Source organism: Planomonospora corallina (assembly GCF_042650625.1).
Classification (GTDB): Bacteria; Actinomycetota; Actinomycetes; order Streptosporangiales; family Streptosporangiaceae; genus Planomonospora_B; species Planomonospora_B corallina.
In genome coordinates this window covers 446,799-464,719 of sequence record NZ_JBHSBM010000017.1, presented here as the reverse complement: position 1 = coordinate 464,719, position 17,921 = coordinate 446,799, and the positions used below count along the sequence as shown (strand labels likewise).

13 protein-coding genes are annotated in these 17,921 nt (G+C 70.9%); 8 read left to right on the top strand and 5 right to left on the bottom strand.

All coding sequences use genetic code 11. The features are described from left to right. Positions 1-115: 115 nt before the first annotated feature. The 6 genes from ACFOWE_RS15275 to ACFOWE_RS15250 all read left to right on the top strand — a co-directional run bounded on the left by ACFOWE_RS15275 (position 116) and on the right by ACFOWE_RS15250 (position 5,819). Positions 116-481, top strand: coding sequence for a DUF2267 domain-containing protein (locus ACFOWE_RS15275; protein WP_377288145.1), 366 nt, complete (start codon positions 116-118; stop codon positions 479-481). 273 nt (positions 482-754) lie between these two features. Next, entirely contained in the window at positions 755-1,795 is a 1,041-nt protein-coding gene (locus ACFOWE_RS15270; protein WP_377288143.1) for a zinc-dependent alcohol dehydrogenase family protein, read from the top strand. Positions 1,796-2,080: 285 nt separating this feature from the next. Continuing rightward, complete coding sequence (locus ACFOWE_RS15265) at positions 2,081-3,073, top strand: phosphotransferase (RefSeq protein ID WP_377288141.1); 993 nt, start codon at positions 2,081-2,083, stop codon at positions 3,071-3,073. Between the two features lie 194 nt (positions 3,074-3,267). Beyond that, complete coding sequence (locus ACFOWE_RS15260; RefSeq protein ID WP_377288139.1) at positions 3,268-3,861, top strand: TetR/AcrR family transcriptional regulator; 594 nt, start codon at positions 3,268-3,270, stop codon at positions 3,859-3,861. 105 nt (positions 3,862-3,966) lie between these two features. After that, positions 3,967-4,956 (top strand): ATP-binding cassette domain-containing protein, encoded by a 990-nt coding sequence (locus ACFOWE_RS15255; protein ID WP_377288137.1) that lies wholly within the window; start codon positions 3,967-3,969, stop codon positions 4,954-4,956. 14 nt (positions 4,957-4,970) lie between these two features. Continuing rightward, a complete protein-coding gene (locus ACFOWE_RS15250) occupies positions 4,971-5,819 on the top strand; it encodes an ABC transporter permease (RefSeq protein WP_377288135.1) in 849 nt (282 codons plus the stop codon). Positions 5,820-6,054: 235 nt separating this feature from the next. On the opposite strand, the gene gdhA is transcribed toward ACFOWE_RS15250, so the two are convergent. Next, positions 6,055-7,398 carry an NADP-specific glutamate dehydrogenase gene (gene gdhA, locus ACFOWE_RS15245; RefSeq protein ID WP_377288133.1) on the bottom strand — a complete coding sequence of 448 codons (1,344 nt, stop codon included), beginning with the start codon at positions 7,396-7,398 and terminating at the stop codon, positions 6,055-6,057. Between the two features lie 253 nt (positions 7,399-7,651). Beyond that, positions 7,652-8,416: a hypothetical protein gene (locus ACFOWE_RS15240; protein ID WP_377288131.1), complete on the bottom strand. Its 765-nt coding sequence runs from the start codon at positions 8,414-8,416 to the stop codon at positions 7,652-7,654. 198 nt (positions 8,417-8,614) lie between these two features. Here ACFOWE_RS15240 and ACFOWE_RS15235 point away from each other — a divergent pair, with 198 nt between their 5' ends. After that, entirely contained in the window at positions 8,615-9,385 is a 771-nt protein-coding gene (locus tag ACFOWE_RS15235; protein WP_377288130.1) for a transposase family protein, read from the top strand. Positions 9,386-9,420: 35 nt separating this feature from the next. Continuing rightward, complete coding sequence (locus ACFOWE_RS15230) at positions 9,421-10,653, top strand: ISL3 family transposase (protein ID WP_377288128.1); 1,233 nt, start codon at positions 9,421-9,423, stop codon at positions 10,651-10,653. Positions 10,654-10,881: 228 nt separating this feature from the next. Here ACFOWE_RS15230 and ACFOWE_RS15225 read toward each other — a convergent pair whose 3' ends face one another. From ACFOWE_RS15225 to ACFOWE_RS15215, 3 genes are all read right to left on the bottom strand, one after another. Beyond that, entirely contained in the window at positions 10,882-11,388 is a 507-nt protein-coding gene (locus ACFOWE_RS15225) for a hypothetical protein (RefSeq protein ID WP_377288126.1), read from the bottom strand. Continuing rightward, positions 11,385-15,809 carry an RHS repeat-associated core domain-containing protein gene (locus ACFOWE_RS15220; RefSeq protein WP_377288124.1) on the bottom strand — a complete coding sequence of 1,475 codons (4,425 nt, stop codon included), beginning with the start codon at positions 15,807-15,809 and terminating at the stop codon, positions 11,385-11,387. The genes ACFOWE_RS15225 and ACFOWE_RS15220 overlap by 4 nt, the downstream gene beginning before the upstream one ends. Positions 15,810-15,872: 63 nt before the next feature. After that, a complete protein-coding gene (locus ACFOWE_RS15215) occupies positions 15,873-17,624 on the bottom strand; it encodes a DNRLRE domain-containing protein (RefSeq protein WP_377289134.1) in 1,752 nt (583 codons plus the stop codon). Positions 17,625-17,921 lie beyond the last annotated feature (297 nt).

Below are 17,921 nucleotides of genomic sequence, written 5' to 3'. Positions count from 1 at the left end.
GACCGCGCCCAGGCCGGGGCGCGGGACGGGTGCCGCGCCAGGATTCGTTCAAGCCCCGTTTGGCACTGTGGCGGCCGGGCACGCCTCCCAACCGAACAGGAGGGGAGGAAACGCCATGAACGAGGGCGAATTCATCAAAGTCGTATGCAACGAGTCGGGGCTCTCCCGCGACCAGGCCGAGATCCTCACCCAGGCCACGCTGGAGACGCTGTCGGAGCGCCTGACCCCCGAGGAGGCCGACGACCTCGCCGCCCAGCTGCCCGAGTCCATGCAGGACCTGCTGCTCTCCGACCGGGAGACACCCGACGACTTCGGCCTCGACGAGTTCGTGCGCCGGGTCAGCGAGCGCTCCGGCGCGGACGTCTCCGAGGTCCGGGAGGACGTCTCCGCCGTCTTCTCCGCGCTCCGCCTCGCGGTCACCCCCGGAGAGCTGGACGACGTGATGGCCCAGCTGCCCCGGGAGTTCGCCGAGGTGCTCTGAACGGCACCCCGCCCGCCGCACCGCACCGCGCCGGACGGCCTGGCCGTCCGGCGCGGGTCCCCGCTCCGTCCGGCGGCATCCGCCACGGACCGCACCGCGCCCCTGGAGAACCGGAGGCCGCATGCCCGGTTCCCGAGACCGCACGCCGGATTCGCACCGAAAGCCCCCCACCCCGGGCCGAAGGTCTCTGGCATGGGACCGTGCCGGCACGAAGGGTGGAAGTACGGGACGGGGAAGCACTCCGTCCCACCCGCTACGGAGAAGGGACGAGCGATGAAGGCTCTCGTCTACGGCGGCCCGGGTGAGAGGTCTTGGACCGAGGTGCCCGATCCGGTGATCGTCGATCCCGGTGACGCGATCATCCAGGTCGACACGGTGACGATTTGCGGCACCGATCTGCACATCCTCGGCGGCGACGTGCCCGCCGTACAGCCCGGCCGCGTCCTGGGGCACGAGGCGGTCGGGACCGTGGTCGACGTGGGCAGCGGCGTCAGCGGCCTGCGGCAGGGCGACCGCGTGCTCGCCTCGTGCGTCTCCGCCTGCGGGACGTGCCGCTACTGCCGCGGCGGCGGCTACGGGCAGTGCCTCAACGGCGGCGGATGGATCCTCGGGCACCTCGTCGACGGCGTCCAGGCCCAGTACGCCCGGCTCCCGTTCGCCGACCTGTCCACCTACAAGCTCTCCCCCCAGACGAGCGACGAGGCGGCCGTCATGCTCGCCGACATCCTGCCCACCTCCTACGAGGTCGGGGTGCTCAACGGACGGGTCCGCCCGGGCGACACCGTGGTCATCGTCGGCGCGGGCCCGATCGGCCTGGCCGCGATCCTCACGGCCCGGCTGTTCTCCCCCTCCCGCATCATCGCGATCGACAAGGCGGAGAGCCGGCTGGAGGCCGCCAAGCAGTTCGGCGCCGACATCACCCTCACCCCGGACGGCGATCCGCTGGAGGTGGTGCGGTCGGTGACCGACGGGCTGGGCGCGGACGTGGTGATGGAGGCCGTCGGCGTGCCGGCCACCTTCGAGCTGTGCACCACCCTGGTGCGCCCCGGCGGCCACGTCGCCAACCTCGGCGTGCACGGCAAGCCGGTCACGCTGCACCTGGAAGACCTGTGGATCAAGAACGTCACGATCACCACCGGCCTGGTCGACACCTACTCCACCCCGGACCTGCTCACGATGCTGAACGCCGGGCAGCTCGACGTCAGCAGGATGATCACCCACCGGTTCGCGTTCGACGACTTCATGCGGGCCTACGACGTGTTCTCCGACCCGATGAGCACCGGCGCCCTCAAGGTCGTGCTGACCCGCGGCTGAGGCGGTGGGACGCCCTCCGGCTCGTACGCCTCCGCCGACCGGCCGGACCAGGCGGACAGGCGCACCACCGCGGACCGGAGGACGAACTCGGAGCCCGACCGGCCCTGCCGCAGCCGTTGCCCTCCCGGCCACCGGCGGTGGCAGGCACGGGCGGGCAGGCCGGCACGGGCGGGCAGGCCGGCCGGGGCGTCGGCGTCGGCGTCGGCGTCGGCGTCGGCGTCGGCGTCGGCGTCGGCGAAAGATCATCTGGCCCTTGGATGATCACGGGCCGGTAGGGTGACGGCCGTGACGAGCGACGATCCGGGGAGCGCTCCCGGCGGCCCGGGAGGCGTGCCCGGCCGGCCCAGGGCGCCCGAGTGGGAGGCCGAGCACGAGGTCCTGGAGGCCGAGGCGGCGGAGCTGGTGGGCACACGGTTCCCGGACCTGCGGGGCGCGCCGGTCCGGTCGCTGGCCACCGGGTGGGACAACACCGTCCACCTCGTCGGGGAGCGCTGGGTGTTCCGCTTCCCCCGCCGGGCCGTCGCGCTGCCCGGGGTGGAGCGGGAGATCGCGGTGCTGCCCGTGCTCGCGCCGAGGCTGCCGCTGGCACTGCCGGTGCCGGACCGGGTCGGCCGCCCGTCCGGCGCGTACCCGTGGCCGTTCTGGGGGGCGGAGCTGATCGCCGGCGAGGAGCTGGCCGAGGCGGAGCTGGACGGGGCCGCCCGGGTGCGGGCCGCCACCGGGATCGGCGCGTTCCTGCGCGCCCTGCACGACCCGGACCTGGCCCGCGAACTGGCCGGCAGGCCCGGCTGCGTCCTGCCCGTCGATCCGATGCGCCGGGCCGATCCCCGGGTGCGGGCGCCGATGGCCCGCGAGCGGCTGGCCCGGCTCGCGGAGCGGGGCGGGTGGACACCGGATCCGGCCGTCGAGCGGCTGCTCGCCGAGGGGGAGCAGGCGGGGCCGCCGCCGGGACCCGCAGTGGTCTGCCACGGCGACCTGCACCTGCGGCATCTGCTGGTCGGCCCGGACGGGGAGGCTACGGGCGTCATCGACTGGGGTGACCTCTGCCTGGCCGATCCGGCCGTCGATCTCTCGCTCGCCTACGCCGGTTTCGACGGACGGGCCCGTACGGCGCTGCTGGCGGCCTACGGGCGCCCGCTCGGCCCGGAGCGCGAGCTGGCGGCACGGGTGCTGGCGGTCTTCCTCTGCGCGGTGCTGGCCGACTACGCCGGGTCCACCGGGCGCGCCCGGCTGCTGGCCGCGTCGCTCACCGGCCTCCGCCGGGCCGTGGCCCGCTGAGGGCGCAAGGCATCCGGCCCGGACGTCCCGTCGAGGACTGAGGGCTTCGCCCGGGAGAGCCCCGCCTCCTGCCGGTGCCGGCGGAGCCCGTGACCGAACAGGGTGATCGGCGGTCGGACCGCGCGGTTTTGCTCTCTACCGACCGGTCGGTAGAGTGAGGGGGCAAGGCACCCTCCCACCCGAAAGGACCCGCCATGCACGCCACCCGCACCGACGGCGACACCCGCTCCCGCGTCCTGAGCGTCTTCGCCGCGCATTTCGCCGTCCACGGCTACCAGGGCACCTCGCTCCAGGCGGTGGCACAGGAGGCCGGGGTCAAGAAGCCGACGCTCTACCACCATTTCCCCGGGGGCAAGGAGACGCTCTACAACGCCGTCGCCCTGGACTCCATCACCGAGCGCGGCGAACTCCTGGCCCGGGCGCTGGCCGTACCCGGCGGGCTGGCCGACCAGCTCACGGCCGTCATCGAGGCCTGTGCCGACCCGACCGGCTCGGCGACCTCCTTCGACCAGCGCATCTTCGACGCGCTCCCGCACGTGGACACCGACATCCGGGACGAGCTCAGCTCCGTCTACGTCGAGAGGATCCTCAGCCCCGTCCAGGAGCGCTTCCGCCGCGCCGTCGACGACGGCGAGCTCTCCCCCGCCGATCCCGCCCTGCTCTGCAACGCCTTCCTGCACCTGGCCCGCGCCATCGACATGGCGGGCGACGACCGCCACGAGGCCGCCGCGGCCCTGACCGCCCTGTTCCTCGACGGCGCCCGCGGCCCGCGCCCCGCCGCGGCCTGACCACCACCCCGGCGCAGGCACCCCCTGCACGGACATCGGCCGGACCGGCCCTGACCCGGTACGGCCACTCCCCTCGCTCGTCACTCCCCATCACGGAGGCACACCATGCCATCCACCACGGCCGCACCGGCGGTCGAGACCTCCGGACTGACCAGGTCCTTCGGCGGCACCCGCGCCGTCGACGGCATCGACCTCACCGTCCCCGCGGGCACCGTGTACGGCCTGCTCGGCCCCAACGGGGCGGGCAAGACCACCATGGTGAGGATGCTCGCCACCCTGCTGCGCCCCGACGGCGGCCGGGCCCGCGTCCTGGGCCGGGACCTGCTGCGCGAGCCCGGCGAGATACGCCGCCGGATCAGCCTGACCGGCCAGTACGCCTCGGTCGACGAGACGCTGACCGGCGCGGAGAACCTGGTCCTGTGGGGCCGCCTGCTCGGCCACCGCGGGGCCGCCGCGCGGCGGCGGGCCGCCGAACTGCTGGAGGCGTTCGACCTCGCCGACGCCGCCGGCCGCCAGGTCAAGGGCTACTCCGGCGGCATGCGCCGCAGGCTCGACATCGCGGCGAGCCTGCTGACCACCCCCGACCTGCTCTTCCTCGACGAGCCGACCACCGGCCTGGACCCCCGCAGCCGCAACCAGGTGTGGGAGATCGTCCGCTCCGTCGCCGGCCGGGGCACCACCGTGCTGCTGACCACGCAGTATCTGGAGGAGGCCGACCGGCTCGCCGGCAGGGTCGCCGTCATCGACCACGGCAGGGTCATCGCGGAAGGCCCCCCGGGCGAGCTGAGGTCCTCGGTCGGCGCGAGCGCGGTCCGGGTACGGCTGCGCGACGGGACGCAGCGCCCCGCCGCCGAGCGCGTCCTCACCGAGGCCCCGGGCGCCGCCGCGCGGCCGGACCCCGACCCGCTCGTGCTGACCGCGACCGTGCCCTCCTCTCCGTCCGATCCCGCCGGCGGTCACCGGGGCGCGGAGGAGGCCGCACGGGCGCTGGCCCTGCTCGCCTCGTCCGGCATCGCCGTCGACGACTTCTCGCTCGGCCGCCCCACCCTGGACGAGGTCTTCCTCGCCCTCACCGAACACGCTCCGGCCCGCTGACAGGAGGCCCCGCCATGACCACCACCTCGTCCGACAGAACCCTCCCCGGGAGCGGCGTGCCCCCGGCCACCGGACCGGCCGCGCTGCTCCCGCCCGGCGAACGGCCCCTTCCCCCCGGCCCGGTGGCCGCCTCGCTCGCCCACGGGTGGCGGGCCGTGCTGAGGATCAGGCACATCCCCGAGCAGCTCATCGACGCCACCGCTTTCCCGATCATGATGACGCTGATGTACACCTACCTGTTCGGCGGCGCGATCTCCGGGTCCGCGGAGCGGTACATCCAGTACGTCCTGCCCGGCATGATGGCGATGAGCGTGCTGCTGACCAGCGCGGGGACCGGTACGGCGCTCAACGCGGACATCGAGCGCGGCGTCTTCGACCGCTTCCGCACCCTGCCGGTCTGGCGTCCCGCCGCACTGGTCGGCATGATCCTCGGCGACCTGGTCCGCTACGCCATGGCCTCGGCCGCCATCCTGGCCGTCGGCCTGGTCCTGGGCTTCCGCCCGGAAGGCGGCGTCCCCGGCGTCCTGGCGGGCGTCGCCCTGCTCGTGGCGTTCGCGTTCGCCTTCTCGTGGATCTGGACCATGTTCGGCCTGCTGCTCCGCAGCCCCGCCTCGGTCACCAGCGTCAGCATGCTGCTCTTCCCGCTCACCTTCCTCAGCAACGCCTTCGTGGACCCGGCGACCATGCCGGGCTGGCTGCGGGTCGTCGTGGAGATCAATCCCGTCACCCACCTGATCGCGGCGATCCGCGGCCTGATGGCCGGGGACTGGTCCTCCGGCGAGACGGTGTGGGTCCTGCTCAGCGGCGCCCTGATCACCGCGGTCTTCGGCACCCTCACGATGTGGCTGTACAACCGGGACTGAAGGGCCGCCGCCCGCCGGGAGCGGAAGGGCGTCCGCCAGGGACTCCGTTGTCCCTGGGGCTCTGGATGGGCACGCGCCGTGCCCTCGGGCAGGCGCCTGCGGGGTGCGCGCCACTTCGGGCGCGCTCAGGCGGGCATCCCCCGGCTCGGGGCCGGCGGATCCGGTCGGAGGACATCGTCGTCATCCGTGATGAGGACCGGACCGCGCGGGGAGACGTCCACCCGCGTCCTCGGCGTCAGATCAGGCCGAGGGCGAGCATCGCGTCGGCGACGCGCTTGAAGCCGTCGATGTTGGCGCCGGCCACGTAGTCGCCGGGCATGCCGTACTCGTCGGCGGCGGCCAGGCAGCGGGCGTGGATGTCCTGCATGATCTCCTGGAGGCGGCGCTCGGAGCGCTCGAAGGTCCACGAGTCGCGGCTGGCGTTCTGCTGCATCTCCAGCGCGCTGGTGGCCACGCCGCCCGCGTTGGCGGCCTTGCCCACGCCGAAGGCCACGCCCGCCTCGCGGAAGACCTTGATGCCCTCCGGCATGGTCGGCATGTTGGCGCCCTCGCCGACCGCGATGCAGCCGTTGCGGACCAGCGTCTCGGCGTCGCGGCCGGTGAGCTCGTTCTGGGTGGCGGACGGCATCGCCACCTCGCACGGCACCTCCCAGATGCTCCGCCCGGCCACGAAGGAGGACTCGCCGCCGCGGCGCTTGGCGTAGACGTCCACGCGCAGGCGCTCGACCTCCTTGATCTGCTTGAGCAGGTCGAGGTCGATGCCCTTGGGGTCGACGACGTAGCCGGAGGAGTCGGAGCAGGCGACGACCGTGCCGCCGAGCTGCTGGACCTTCTCGATCGTGTAGATGGCGACGTTGCCGGAGCCGGAGACCACCACGCGCTTGCCGTCGAAGGAGGTGCCGCGGGCCTTGAGCATCTCGTCGACGAAGAAGGTGCAGCCGTACCCGGTGGCCTCGGTGCGCACCTGGGCGCCGCCGTAGCCGATGCCCTTGCCGGTGATGACGCCGGACTCGTAGCGGTTGGTGATCCGCTTGTACTGGCCGAACAGGTAGCCGATCTCGCGCCCGCCGACACCGATGTCACCGGCCGGGACGTCGGTGTACTCGCCGATGTGGCGGTAGAGCTCGGTCATGAAGCTCTGGCAGAAGCGCATGATCTCGCGCTCGGAGCGGCCCTTGGGGTCGAAGTCCGATCCGCCCTTGCCGCCGCCGATCGGCAGGCCGGTCAGGCTGTTCTTGAAGATCTGCTCGAAGCCGAGGAACTTGACGATGCCGAGGTAGACCGAGGGGTGGAAGCGCAGACCGCCCTTGTAGGGCCCGAGCGCGCTGTTGAACTCGACCCGGAAGCCCCGGTTGATCTGCACCTCGCCGCGGTCGTCCTCCCACGGCACCCGGAAGATGATCTGCCGCTCGGGCTCGCAGATCCGCTCAATGATCTTGGACTCGGCGTACTCGGGGTGCTTGCCGAGGACCGGCCCGATGCTCTCCAGCACCTCACGGACGGCCTGGTGGAACTCCGTCTCGCCGGGGTTGCGGCGAAGGACGTTGTCGTAGATCGACGACAGCTTCTCGTGGAGCATTACGTATCTTCCCGATTGTCGGACTTCACAGCTTTGGTCTAGACCTTATTAGGTGATCGTCACGCGCTCGCCAGGACCCCCTGGAACGGCGACCGCAGGCCTGCTGCCAGCGGAAAACCCGCGAGCCCGCACTCGGGACACCTCCCGGCGACCATCGTGCGGCCCATGGACGGCATACCCCGAGACCCTGGTCAGGCACCTCGCGCCGGCAAGGCTCGGCCCTTCAGGCGGCCGTGCCGTCACGGCGCGGAGGTCATCTCCCGGATCGCCGCACCATGGCAGCGATCATCGGCTGTGCGGCGGAGGCGATGGAAGCGGTCGAAGCGAACCCGCTCCCCCGGCCGACGTACGGGCCCCACGCGGCGAAGAACGTGCCGTCGTCCCAGTGCGAAGCCCGCGGGAACAACCTCCGGAACGCGGCACCAGATTGGGCGCCTCCGTCCAGCAGCCTCCTGGAGAGGTACACCTCCGTCGGCAGAAGCTCATGGTCCACCACGAGCCGCCGCGGCGTCGGAAGAGAGAACTCCACCCCGATGGCCCCGTACAGCGGCTTGCATCTCTGCACGGCGGCCCGCAGGACTTCGGCGCTCCAGGCGGCCAGCGACCGGCCTTTCCTCCGGTCGGACTTCGACCACGTGAAATCCGGCATCCCCAGCGCACCGGCGCTCGTCGTCACCCCGACCGGATGCCGGTCCGGCCCGTACTTGAGGATGTACTCGACGACGACCAGACCGAAGGTCCTGTGCGAGAAGGCCGCCTTCACCACCCGCAGATCCGCGTCCTCCCCGGCCAGAAGAGCCCTGAGCCCGTCGCCGGACGCCTTGACCACCCGCCTCGACGCCCCGAGGTCGGCCAGCAGGTCGAACGGGAGACCGATCGGCGCCACCTCGAGGGCGCCGACCGGAGAGCAGCCGACTTCCGGCATGATCGAGCACAGCGCCGCGAAGGTGACGGCCTCGGGACCACGCCCGTACATCGCAACCGTCAGATGCGGCGGCTCACAGTAGAGCTCACCCATCGGTGTCCATCCGGAATCCACGTCCACCCTACAGAGGGCCATAAACCTTCAGCAGATGAGTGAGGCTTTTTCATCCCCGGTGGACCGCCGGCTGGTCACAGCATGATCGCGGGTACGGCGTTCGCCTAACGACGTAGAGAAGCTCCTGGTAGACGGGTTGATCACCACAACCATCACCGTCACAACCAGGAGCTTCAGATGCTGTTCTACCGCGCCGCGGTCGATTTGTCGCGTCCAACGCTGACCTACACAGCCGGCATCATCCGGCGGCACCGCAAGACGATCGGCACCCCCTGGCGGCGCCTCAACCCCGGCCAACAGGCCCTGCTCGTGCTGGTCTACCTGCGAAAAGGCGAGACGTTCGCCGAGATCGCCGCCGGCTTCGGCGTCTCGGCGGCCACCGCCTGGCGCTACGTCGAGGAGACCGTGCGCCTGCTGTCGGCCCGCTCCCCGAAACTCGACCACGCCCTGCGCAAGGCCAGGAAGGACGGACTGCACTACCTGGTCCTGGACGGCATGCTCGTCCGCACCGACCGCGTACGGGCCGACCGGCCGTACTACTCGGCCAAGCACCGCGTCCACGGGATGAACATCCAGGTCATCGCCTCCCCGGACGGGACGATCATCTGGACTTCCGGCGCCCTGCCGGGCAAGACGCATGATCTGACCGCCGCCCGCATCTGGGACATCCTGCGCGCGCTGGAGCGGGCCCGCATCGTCACCCTCGCCGACAAGGGCTACCAGGGCGCCGAAGGGCCGGTCGTCACGCCGTACAAGGGCCGGAACAAGCCCGTCGCGCAGAAGCAGGCCAACCGCTACCACGCCCGGCTACGCGGCCCCGGCGAGCGCGCCAACGCCCAGCTCAAGAGCTGGCGCATCCTCCGGCGGCTCCGCTGCAGCCCCGGCAAGGCCGGGCACCTGTGCAAGGCCATCGCCGTCCTGCAGAACTACGAGGTCGCCCGAGGATGAAAAAGGTTCATGAAAGCGCAGGCCAGGGACCGATCGTGCACCTGGCCACCACCGATGAGCGCGCCCGCCTCTGCCCGGAGTGCGGGATGCGGGCGCATCGGATGAAGGAGTGGGTGACCACCCGCCCCCGGGACCTGCCGGTCGCCGGACGCGTCTGCGAGCTGCGCTGGCGCAAACGCCGCTGGTACTGCGACGAGACCGCGTGCGCACGCGGCACCTTCACCGAGCAGGTGCCGCAGATCCCGGCCCGCTCCCGGCTGACGGCGCGGCTGCGCCGGGCCAGTGGGGCGGCGGTCGCCGACGGCGGGCGCACGATCGTGCAGTCCGCCCGCGATCATGCCCTGTCGTGGCCGGTGGTGGCGGCGGCGTTCACCGCGCACGCGCTGCGCGTGCTGCCGACCGAACCAGAGCCGGTGACGGTGCTGGGCATCGACGAGGTCCGCCGGGGCCGCCCCCGCTGGACCTGGAACGCGACCGCCCAAGCGTGGACGACCGCGGCCGACCGCTGGCACGTCGGGTTCGTCGACCTGTCGGCGGGCCAGGGCCTGCTGGGACAGGTGGAGGGCCGCACCGCCCGGACGGTGATCGACTGGCTGGAGGCGCGCGGCACGGCCTGGAAAGAGCAGGTGGCCTACGTCGCGATCGACATGTGCACGATCTTCAAAGCGGCGGTGCGGGCCGCGCTGCCACACGCGACGCTCGTCGTTGACCACTTCCATCTGGTGCAGCTGGCCAACGCCACCGTCACCGAAGTGCGCCGCCGGGTGACGGTGCAGGTCCGCGGTCGGCGGGGCCGCAAAGGCAACCGGGAGTGGGAGCTGCGTAACCGGCTGACGCGCTCGGCCGCCTGGATGCACGGCGAGCACCTGGACCCGATGGTCGATGACCTGCTGGGGCTTCCGGCGCGGATCGGGGCACCGATCCTGGCGGCGTGGAACGCCAAGGAGGACCTGCTGGACGTGCTGGCACTGGCGCGCACGCATCCGGATCGGCATGTCATCGCCGAGCGGCTGTTCCGCTTCTACGACCGGTGCGCCGCCTCGGGTCTGCCCGAGCTGGAACGGCTGGCTACAACGGTGCAGACCTGGTGGCCGGAGATCTGCGCGTTCATCCGCACCGGGATCACCAACGCGGGCTCCGAGGGCACCAACCGGGTGATCAAAACGGTCGGGCGGGACGCGTACGGCTTCCGCAATCCCGAGAACCAGCGGTTACGCACCCGCTGCGCCACCACTCGGAAGAGTCGCGGATGCCTCAACCCCGCTTAACTTCGAAGAGCCGCGATGACGGGCTTGGCCTCGGTCTTGCCGGTCTCGGGATCGGTGGCCAGGACCAGATCGCCGACCTCGACCTGCTCGATCGGTTTGCGGGAGCCGTCGGCCATCAGGACCAGAGTGCCTGGGACGAAGCTGTTATAGCCGTCCTTGCGATCGTGTCATCACGGCGAGAAGGAAGAAGGGCCGGGAAGGCTCACGGCCTCACTCGGCACCCTGCACTCACTCAATCCGCTGCAAAGCGGACATGATGTCCCCGAGCACCTCGACACCCGCCCCCGTCAGCCCTCGGCGTCGGGCCTCCGCCATCAACTGCAGCAACGCGGCCTCCACGGACCGGGCCAAGACCGAGATCGGCACGTCGACTACGGCCTCCGCCTCAGGAGGATCCGGCCTGTCACAGACCATCAGAAGCCGAACCTCCCTGTTTTTCGCCCCAGTGGGCCCCCGCCCCTCGGAGAAGGCCCCCAGAACGCGCATCTCCAGGCGATAAGGACCATCAAAGAAGAAGGCTTCCGCCTCCGGTTCTCCTGTCGAAATCTCCTTGAGCGCCGTAGTCATGGAACCCAGAACCGAACCAGGGAAGTCCCACCACCCCGCCTCAGGGAATTCCGCTCCAGAGAATTCCATCCAGATACGGCAGACGATCGGAGCATCGGCACCAGAAAGGACCTCCATATCCGTGCAATCTATTTTTATCCGAAAGTCATCAGAAGTCAATTCAGTCACCCTTTAGGATATGCGGATCTGACGGTATGGGTATTTGCATTAACAAGGAGTTCATATTTCCTTCCATTGACCCTGACATGAACCTTCACAACACCGGTGTTCGCATCGTATCCGACGACCGTTGGGTTACTGTTCAACCCTTGGCGAATCACCGAGGCGATCTCCTCGTTCGTAACATCATCAGGCCACAGGTCCTTGCCGGAATTAACCCTGGATCCACCCTTTACGTGACCCGACCTGATGTGGTCATAGTCAATTTCGTCAATCGTTTTCGGGAGCCTTCTCTGTCCTTCTTTGATCGCAGCCCGAGACTTACAGAAATCATTATGGACAAGGACATCGGCGGCCCCGACGCCTACATGGTAGGTGTGGACGTCGTCGATCGTCAGGTTGTGGACGCGCTGGCCGGTGGCGGTCCAGGCCGCGACGGCGGTGACCTGGACGTGGGTGCCGGCACCGGTCTGGAGCCATGCTCCGGGACGGAGGTCCCCGGCGTTCTTCCAGACGCGGAGGTCGGGGACCCAGAAGGGATGCTCGTCGGTGGCGATGACGACGCCGGTGGCGTCGCCGCGGTCGCCGTCGGTGTCGACGGTGAGCTGGACGAGGTCCTTCTCGCCCTGGCCGGTGATGAGCGCGATGACGGGCTTGGCCTCGGTCCTGCCGGTCTCGGGATCGGTGGCCAGGACCAGATCGCCGACCTCGACCTGCTCGATCGGTTTGCGGGAGCCGTCGGCCATCAGGACCAGAGTGCCTGGGACGAAGCTGTTGCAGCCGTCCTTCTTCCCGGACTTCTTCCGCTTCTCAGCGGCTTCCAGCTCTCTGTTGGCTTTGGCCAGGGCTTTCTTCGCGGTGGTCAGGCGGGCCTTCGCCTTGAACCAGCCTTCGAGGGCCGCCAGAGCCCTGGCTCCGATGTCCCATATCTCCTCGGCCTTCTTCGCCAGCGTGGCCCACTTCCACGGTGCGCCGTACTTGGCGACCAGTTTCCCGACGAGCCCGCCGATGGCGGAGGTCAGCAGGTTGAGGGCCGTCTCTCCGCAGGCGCCGGCGTTGCCCTTGGTGAAGCACTCCAGGCCGGCGGTGATGCCGAGCTCGTCAGCGATGATCTTGACGAGTTCCTTGCCCGCCGACAGGAGCGCCTCGAGGAACCGGTCAGCGTCGGCCTGCGAGCCCGCCACCAGGTTGGCCGCGGCCTTCTTCTTCCACTCCAGGCACTTCTTCGTGGTCTTGCTACCGCCGCAGGGGTGGCCGCCGCCGCCCTCCTTCATGGCGGGTGAGAGGCCGGTGGGGTCGGACAGGCCGACGGGGTTGTTGCCGGCGTAGCTGTAGGGGTTGGCCCACTGCGGCTCGTCGAGCACCAGCAGCGGGTCGGTGGAGATGAACCTGGCGATCGCGGGGTCGTAGTAGCGGGCCGACAGATACGTCAGGCCGGTGGAGTCGTCCTCGGTCTTGCCGAGGAAGCCCCGGTCGGTGAAGGGCAGGTCGTCGCCGCCCCGGCGGGCGCCGAAGGGCAGATAGCGCTCCCGGCTGACGTTCCCGGTGGCGTCGTCGATGCCCAGCTGCACCGAGCCGTGCAGGCCCGAGGCCATCCAGGTGACGCCCCGGTCACCGGTGCGCATGGCGACCGTGGAGCCGTCGGCGGTGGTGTAGTAGCGGGTGCCCTTGACCTGCCCGGCCGACAGCTCCAGCTCCATCGGGCCGAGGTAGAGGATGGTCCTGCCGCCGGGGGCGCGGCGGATCAGGCGCTCGCCGTCGGCGTCGTAGACCATCGAGGTGTCCTGGCCGTCGATGGTGGCCTTGTCGAGCTGGCCGAGTTCGTTCCAGGTGAAGGTGCCCGTCCTGCCGCCGACGGTGCGCCCGGTCATCTGCCCGGCGTCGTCGTAGGTGTAGGTGTCGGTGCCGCCGGGGCGTTCGATGGCGGTGACCGCGTTCGGCCGGACCACCGAGGCGCCCGCCTCCGGGTAGCGGTAGGTGGAGGTCTGGCCGCCGTCGGTCAGCGTGGCCAGGTTGCCGACCGCGTCGTAGGTGTAGGACTGGCTGTAGGGGTCGACGCCCTTGCCGTCGGCCGTGCCCTGCCCGCAGGCGGGGCCGGTGGTGGTCCAGGCGGCCGAGAGGCGGTGCAGTCCGTCGTAGGTGAAGCACTCGGACTGGCCGTCGGTGACGCCGGGGACGGCTGAGGCGGCGTCCAGGATGCGGGTGATCTCACCGGACAGGTCGTAGGTGTAGTGGTCGTCCTGGGCGAGTCGCGGAGCGGAGGTGTCCGCCTTGGCGGTGGTGGTGATCCGGGAGAGCCAGCCGGTCCGCTCGTCCCAGGACAGGGTCCTCCTGACCTGTCCGTTCTCGCCGTAGAGGCGCTCGGTCATCCGGCCGGTCGCCGAGTAGGCCGTGTCCTTGACGTAGGTGAAGCCGCCGCCGAGGTCGGAGGTCAGCCCCTTGGCGAAGCCGAGGTCGCTGAACGTGGAGGTGACCTTCTCCGCGGGCAGGCCGCCGGCGGCGGGCATGCCGATCTCCGAGGCGATGCCCAGGGCGTTGTAGCCCGCGGTGAAGGTGTACTCCCCGGCCAGCGCGCCCTCGGAGGCGGGGATGGAGAGCGTCGAACCGGTCGGCCGGCCGAGCCTGTCGTACCCGGTGACCGTGTCGGTGTAGGCGTCGCCGTTCACGTAGCGGGTGGCGGAGGTGAGCTGCCCCTTGGCGAGGGTGTCGTAGACCCGCTCGGTGAGCTTGGTGCCGCTCCCCGGCTCCCCCGCCCACTGGACGGTCGGGCGGCCTAGGTCGTCGTAGTCGTAGGAGACCTTCTGGCCCTTGCCGTCCTTGGTCCACGCCAGCCGGCCCGCCGCGTCGTAGCCGCTCTCGCTGTCACCGGAGTCGGGGTCGTGGGAGGTGACGCGGCGGCCGAGCAGGTCGTAGCCGAAGGTCCGGGTGTTGCCGTTGGCGTCGACGACCTTGGTCAGCCTGCCGCCGAGGTCGAAGGCGTAGGACGTGTCGTGGTGGGTCGACCCGTCGGCCCACTCCTCGACCTTGGTGACCCGGTCGGCGATGTCGGTGTGGGTGACCGTCCTGCCACCGGTCGGGGGCTGCACCTCGGTGCGGTCCCCGAAGTGCTTGATGACGGTACGGCGCAGCTCCGTGGCGCCGCTGTAGTCCACCGCGGCCACCGGGCGCCCGAGGGTGTCGTAGACCGGCATCGACCACTGGGGGGCGTCGGTGAGCGCCGGGTTGAGCAGCCCGGAGCCGGGGGCGCCGCCGTTGTGCAGCACCGCGGTGGCCGCCGATTCCAGGCCGCGGCCGTCGTAGCCGGTCACGGTGACCATCCGGCCACCCGCCGGGGACGCCGCCTGGCGCTCGCGGGGCCGGCCCCAGCCGTCGACGTAGGTGTGGTCGGTCAGCCACACCGCTGACTCCCCGGTGCCGGAGCGCAGGCGGCTGACGGAGGTCCTGGCCGCGGCGGTGGGCTGCTGCACGCCGCCGTCGTAGGGGATGGTGTAGGTGACCTTCGCCGCCGGGGTGCCCGTGGCGCTTCTCGGTTCCTCGGGCGTCCAGAGCTGGAGGGTGCGGCCGAGCTGGTCGTAGTCGATGTTGACGTCGTTCCCGTCGGCGTCGCGGATGCCGACGACCTGGCCGTGCAGGTGGGAGGTCCAGGCGGTGACCGCGTGCCCGAGCGGGTTGGTGACCTTCACTCCGCCGGTCGGCCAGCCCACGGCGGGGCTGTAGGCGGTGGTGGAGACCTTGCCCGCCGGGTCGGTGTTCGAGACCGGGCGGCCGTAGCCGTCGTAGGTCGTCTTGGTCGTCAGATACTCGTCGGCGCTGCTGTGGACGCGGCTCTCCGTCGGATTGCCGGCCGTCACGGTCCCCGCCGTCGGAGAGGTGGCGCCGTCGTACATCACGACGGTCTTCTCCAGCAGGGTGCCGCTGCCGCAGTCGTCACCGGCGCGGCGCTGGCCGCCGGTGGAGTAGCTGAGCATCCACTTGCCCGTGTTGCGGGCGTAGGAGGTGGAGGTGCAGGTGTTGTCGCCGGCGTCGCCCCGCTGCCCGTAGTCGTTGATCTTGATGGGCAGGCCGTCGGAGTTGTAGGTGGTCTTGGACTCCGCGTAGCGGAAGCCGTCGGAGACCTTCTCCCGGGAGACCTCCCGGACCTGCTGCACCCGGGCCGGGTCGTAGTCGTGCGGGCCGTCGCCGGTCACCACGCGCTCGTACTCGTAGCGGGTGCCGGCCAGCTCCTCGTAGCGCCAGTCCCCGGCGGGGGTGGGGAGCACGTCGACGAAGGTCACCGTGAGGCGGGGTTCGGCGCCCGAGCCCTCCGAGGAGGTGAACTCCATCCAGGAGTTCTGGCCGAAGTTCAGCCATTCCTGGCTGGAGATCTGCACGCCGTGGTTGGCGGTGCCGTCGGCCCACTCCTGGGCGGTGGAGGTCAGCGACCAGCTCATGGGGCCGCTGGGCCGGCATTCGCTGACCGAGTCGTCCCACAGGTGGGTGTCGGGCTGTCCGGCCTAGGTCATCCGGCCGGCGGTCCAGTCTTCGGTGACCCTGGACAGATACACGCCGGGATAGTTCGGGTGGCACCAGGTCTCGTTGTTGTGCAGTTCCAGCCGGGCGTCGAGCACCTGCTTGCCGGCGAGCGCGGAGACGTCGAACTTCAGGTATGACCGACTGTAGTTGACCTTGTATTCGCCGTTGACCGAGACGGACTCCCCGCCCACGATCAGCACATCCTCGTCCGGTGTGTCGTATGAGTTCCCCACCGACTCCACGGTGGTGTCGCTCACCGGTGCGAGCGTGAGGGTCGTCTCGTTGCTCGCGCCGGATCCGGTCCCGGGAATGGGCGTGACGGTCGGGGTGGCCGTCGGGGTCGTCGAAGGCGTGACCGTCGGGGTCGGGGTCGGGGTGTTCGAGGCCACCGTGACGGTCAGCGTGGGAGCCGCCCCGGAGTCCGTCGAGCGGGACGAGGCGAAGTAGCGCTCGTACATGATGCCGCTCTCGGGATGGCCGGCGAGCTGGACGCCGTGGTTGGCGGCGCCGTCGGCCCAGGCCTGGACGATCTGCTTGATCGACCAGGTGACCTCCCCTTCGGCGGTGCAGGTGCCGGGGGCGTCCTGCAGCGTCGCGCCCTGGTCCGTGGTGGCGGGTTCGCTGCCGAAGCCCAGTGAGCCGGAACTCCAGTCGCCGGTGACCTGGCGGGCGCGGATGCCCTGCGTCGCCGTACCGCAGCCGTAACCGGAGGCCGAGGTGAGCGTCAGTTTGGCGTCCATCACGGTCTTGCCCGCCAGCGCGGCGGTGTCGAACTTGAGGTAGGCGCGGGACAGGTCGGCCCGGTCCATCGTGGTGAAGTCGTAGGTGCCCACCGCGAGCAGGGCGTCGTCGTCTCCGTCGTAGCCCCAGTTGTTCACCCCGGCGTCGGCGCTCAGCGGGAGCCGCAGGGTCTGAGCCGCCCCACCGGTCGGGGTGGGGGTCGGGGTGGAGGTCCCCGCGGTGTAGGTGAGGGTCAGTTTCGGCGGCGTGCCGCCGGGCCGGGTGGAGGAGTGGAAGTCCGCGATGTAGTCCGGCAGCGTCTTGGGGAGCTCCTCGTCCAGCAGGAGCAGCAGCCCGTGGCCGGGCTCCCCCGCCGCCCAGGCCCGCGCGATCGTGGTGACGTCCCAGGTCCAGGCCGCACCTGATGCGCAGCCCTGGTTGAGGGCGTATCCGGACCAGGTGCTCTCGGGCTGGCTGTCCCAGTCGGTGACGTCGCCGTCGGGGTCGTCGGCGCCGAGCGGGCGCCAGGGACCGGTGACCCGCTTGACGGCGATCTGCGGTGTGCTCCTGCAGTCGGAGGCGTAGTCGTTCTGGAGCCTCAGCGAGGCGGAGGAGACCGTGGCGCCGTTCAGGAAGGAGGTGTCGAATCCCAGGTAGGACCGGTAGAGCTCCTTCTCTCCCGTGGCCGTGGACATGACCAGGCGGCCGGTCTGCAGGGTCCCCGCGGTCGAGTAGACGGCGCCGTCGTCGCCGATCGACGTCTCGGCGGTGACCCCGAGGGTGGTCGTGGGGTCGACCGTGACCGGGTAGACGGTCGCGGGATCGGCCAGGAACCCGGGGTCGGGCTTGATCACCAAAGCGTCACCGGTGACGTCGGCGGAGACCTCGCCCAGCCTGCCGGGCGTCTGCGACACGGCGCCGGCATCGGAGCCGCCGTCTTCCCGGGCCGCCGATCCCGGCCGGGCGGGCTTGCCGGAGCGCGGGCCGGAGCCGGGCCGCCGGGAGTCCCACATGGCCGGGGCGGGTGCGGCGGCCACGGCCTTGCCGTGCTCGTCGGTGAGCCGCAGCCCGCCGGAGGCGTCCTCGGACAGGCTGAGTCCCTCGGTCTCGACCTCGACGCGGTACTCCACCGGTCCCGCGGGCCGCTCCCGCAGGACCACGTCGTACCGGAAGCCGGTGGGAAGCGCGGTGACGACCAGGTCGGCCGGGCCCGCCGCGCCGGTGAAGGTCGCGACGTTCCCGGAGATCCGGGGTCTGGGCAGCGGCGTGGGCCAGCGCAACCCGAACGAGTCGCCCGTGCCGTGGCTCAT

What these genes read in the sequence shown, in the direction of transcription:
- ACFOWE_RS15260 (WP_377288139.1), top strand. Translation starts at nt 3,268, where the DNA reads ATGCACGCCACCCGCACCGACGGCGACACCCGCTCCCGCGTCCTGAGC.
- gdhA (WP_377288133.1), bottom strand. Translation starts at nt 7,398, where the DNA reads ATGCTCCACGAGAAGCTGTCGTCGATCTACGACAACGTCCTTCGCCGC.
- ACFOWE_RS15270 (WP_377288143.1), top strand. Translation starts at nt 755, where the DNA reads ATGAAGGCTCTCGTCTACGGCGGCCCGGGTGAGAGGTCTTGGACCGAG.
- ACFOWE_RS15235 (WP_377288130.1), top strand. Translation starts at nt 8,615, where the DNA reads ATGCTGTTCTACCGCGCCGCGGTCGATTTGTCGCGTCCAACGCTGACC.
- ACFOWE_RS15215 (WP_377289134.1), bottom strand. Translation starts at nt 17,624, where the DNA reads ATGTGGGACTCCCGGCGGCCCGGCTCCGGCCCGCGCTCCGGCAAGCCC.
- ACFOWE_RS15220 (WP_377288124.1), bottom strand. Translation starts at nt 15,809, where the DNA reads ATGAGCTGGTCGCTGACCTCCACCGCCCAGGAGTGGGCCGACGGCACC.
- ACFOWE_RS15275 (WP_377288145.1), top strand. Translation starts at nt 116, where the DNA reads ATGAACGAGGGCGAATTCATCAAAGTCGTATGCAACGAGTCGGGGCTC.
- ACFOWE_RS15240 (WP_377288131.1), bottom strand. Translation starts at nt 8,416, where the DNA reads ATGGGTGAGCTCTACTGTGAGCCGCCGCATCTGACGGTTGCGATGTAC.
- ACFOWE_RS15250 (WP_377288135.1), top strand. Translation starts at nt 4,971, where the DNA reads ATGACCACCACCTCGTCCGACAGAACCCTCCCCGGGAGCGGCGTGCCC.
- ACFOWE_RS15255 (WP_377288137.1), top strand. Translation starts at nt 3,967, where the DNA reads ATGCCATCCACCACGGCCGCACCGGCGGTCGAGACCTCCGGACTGACC.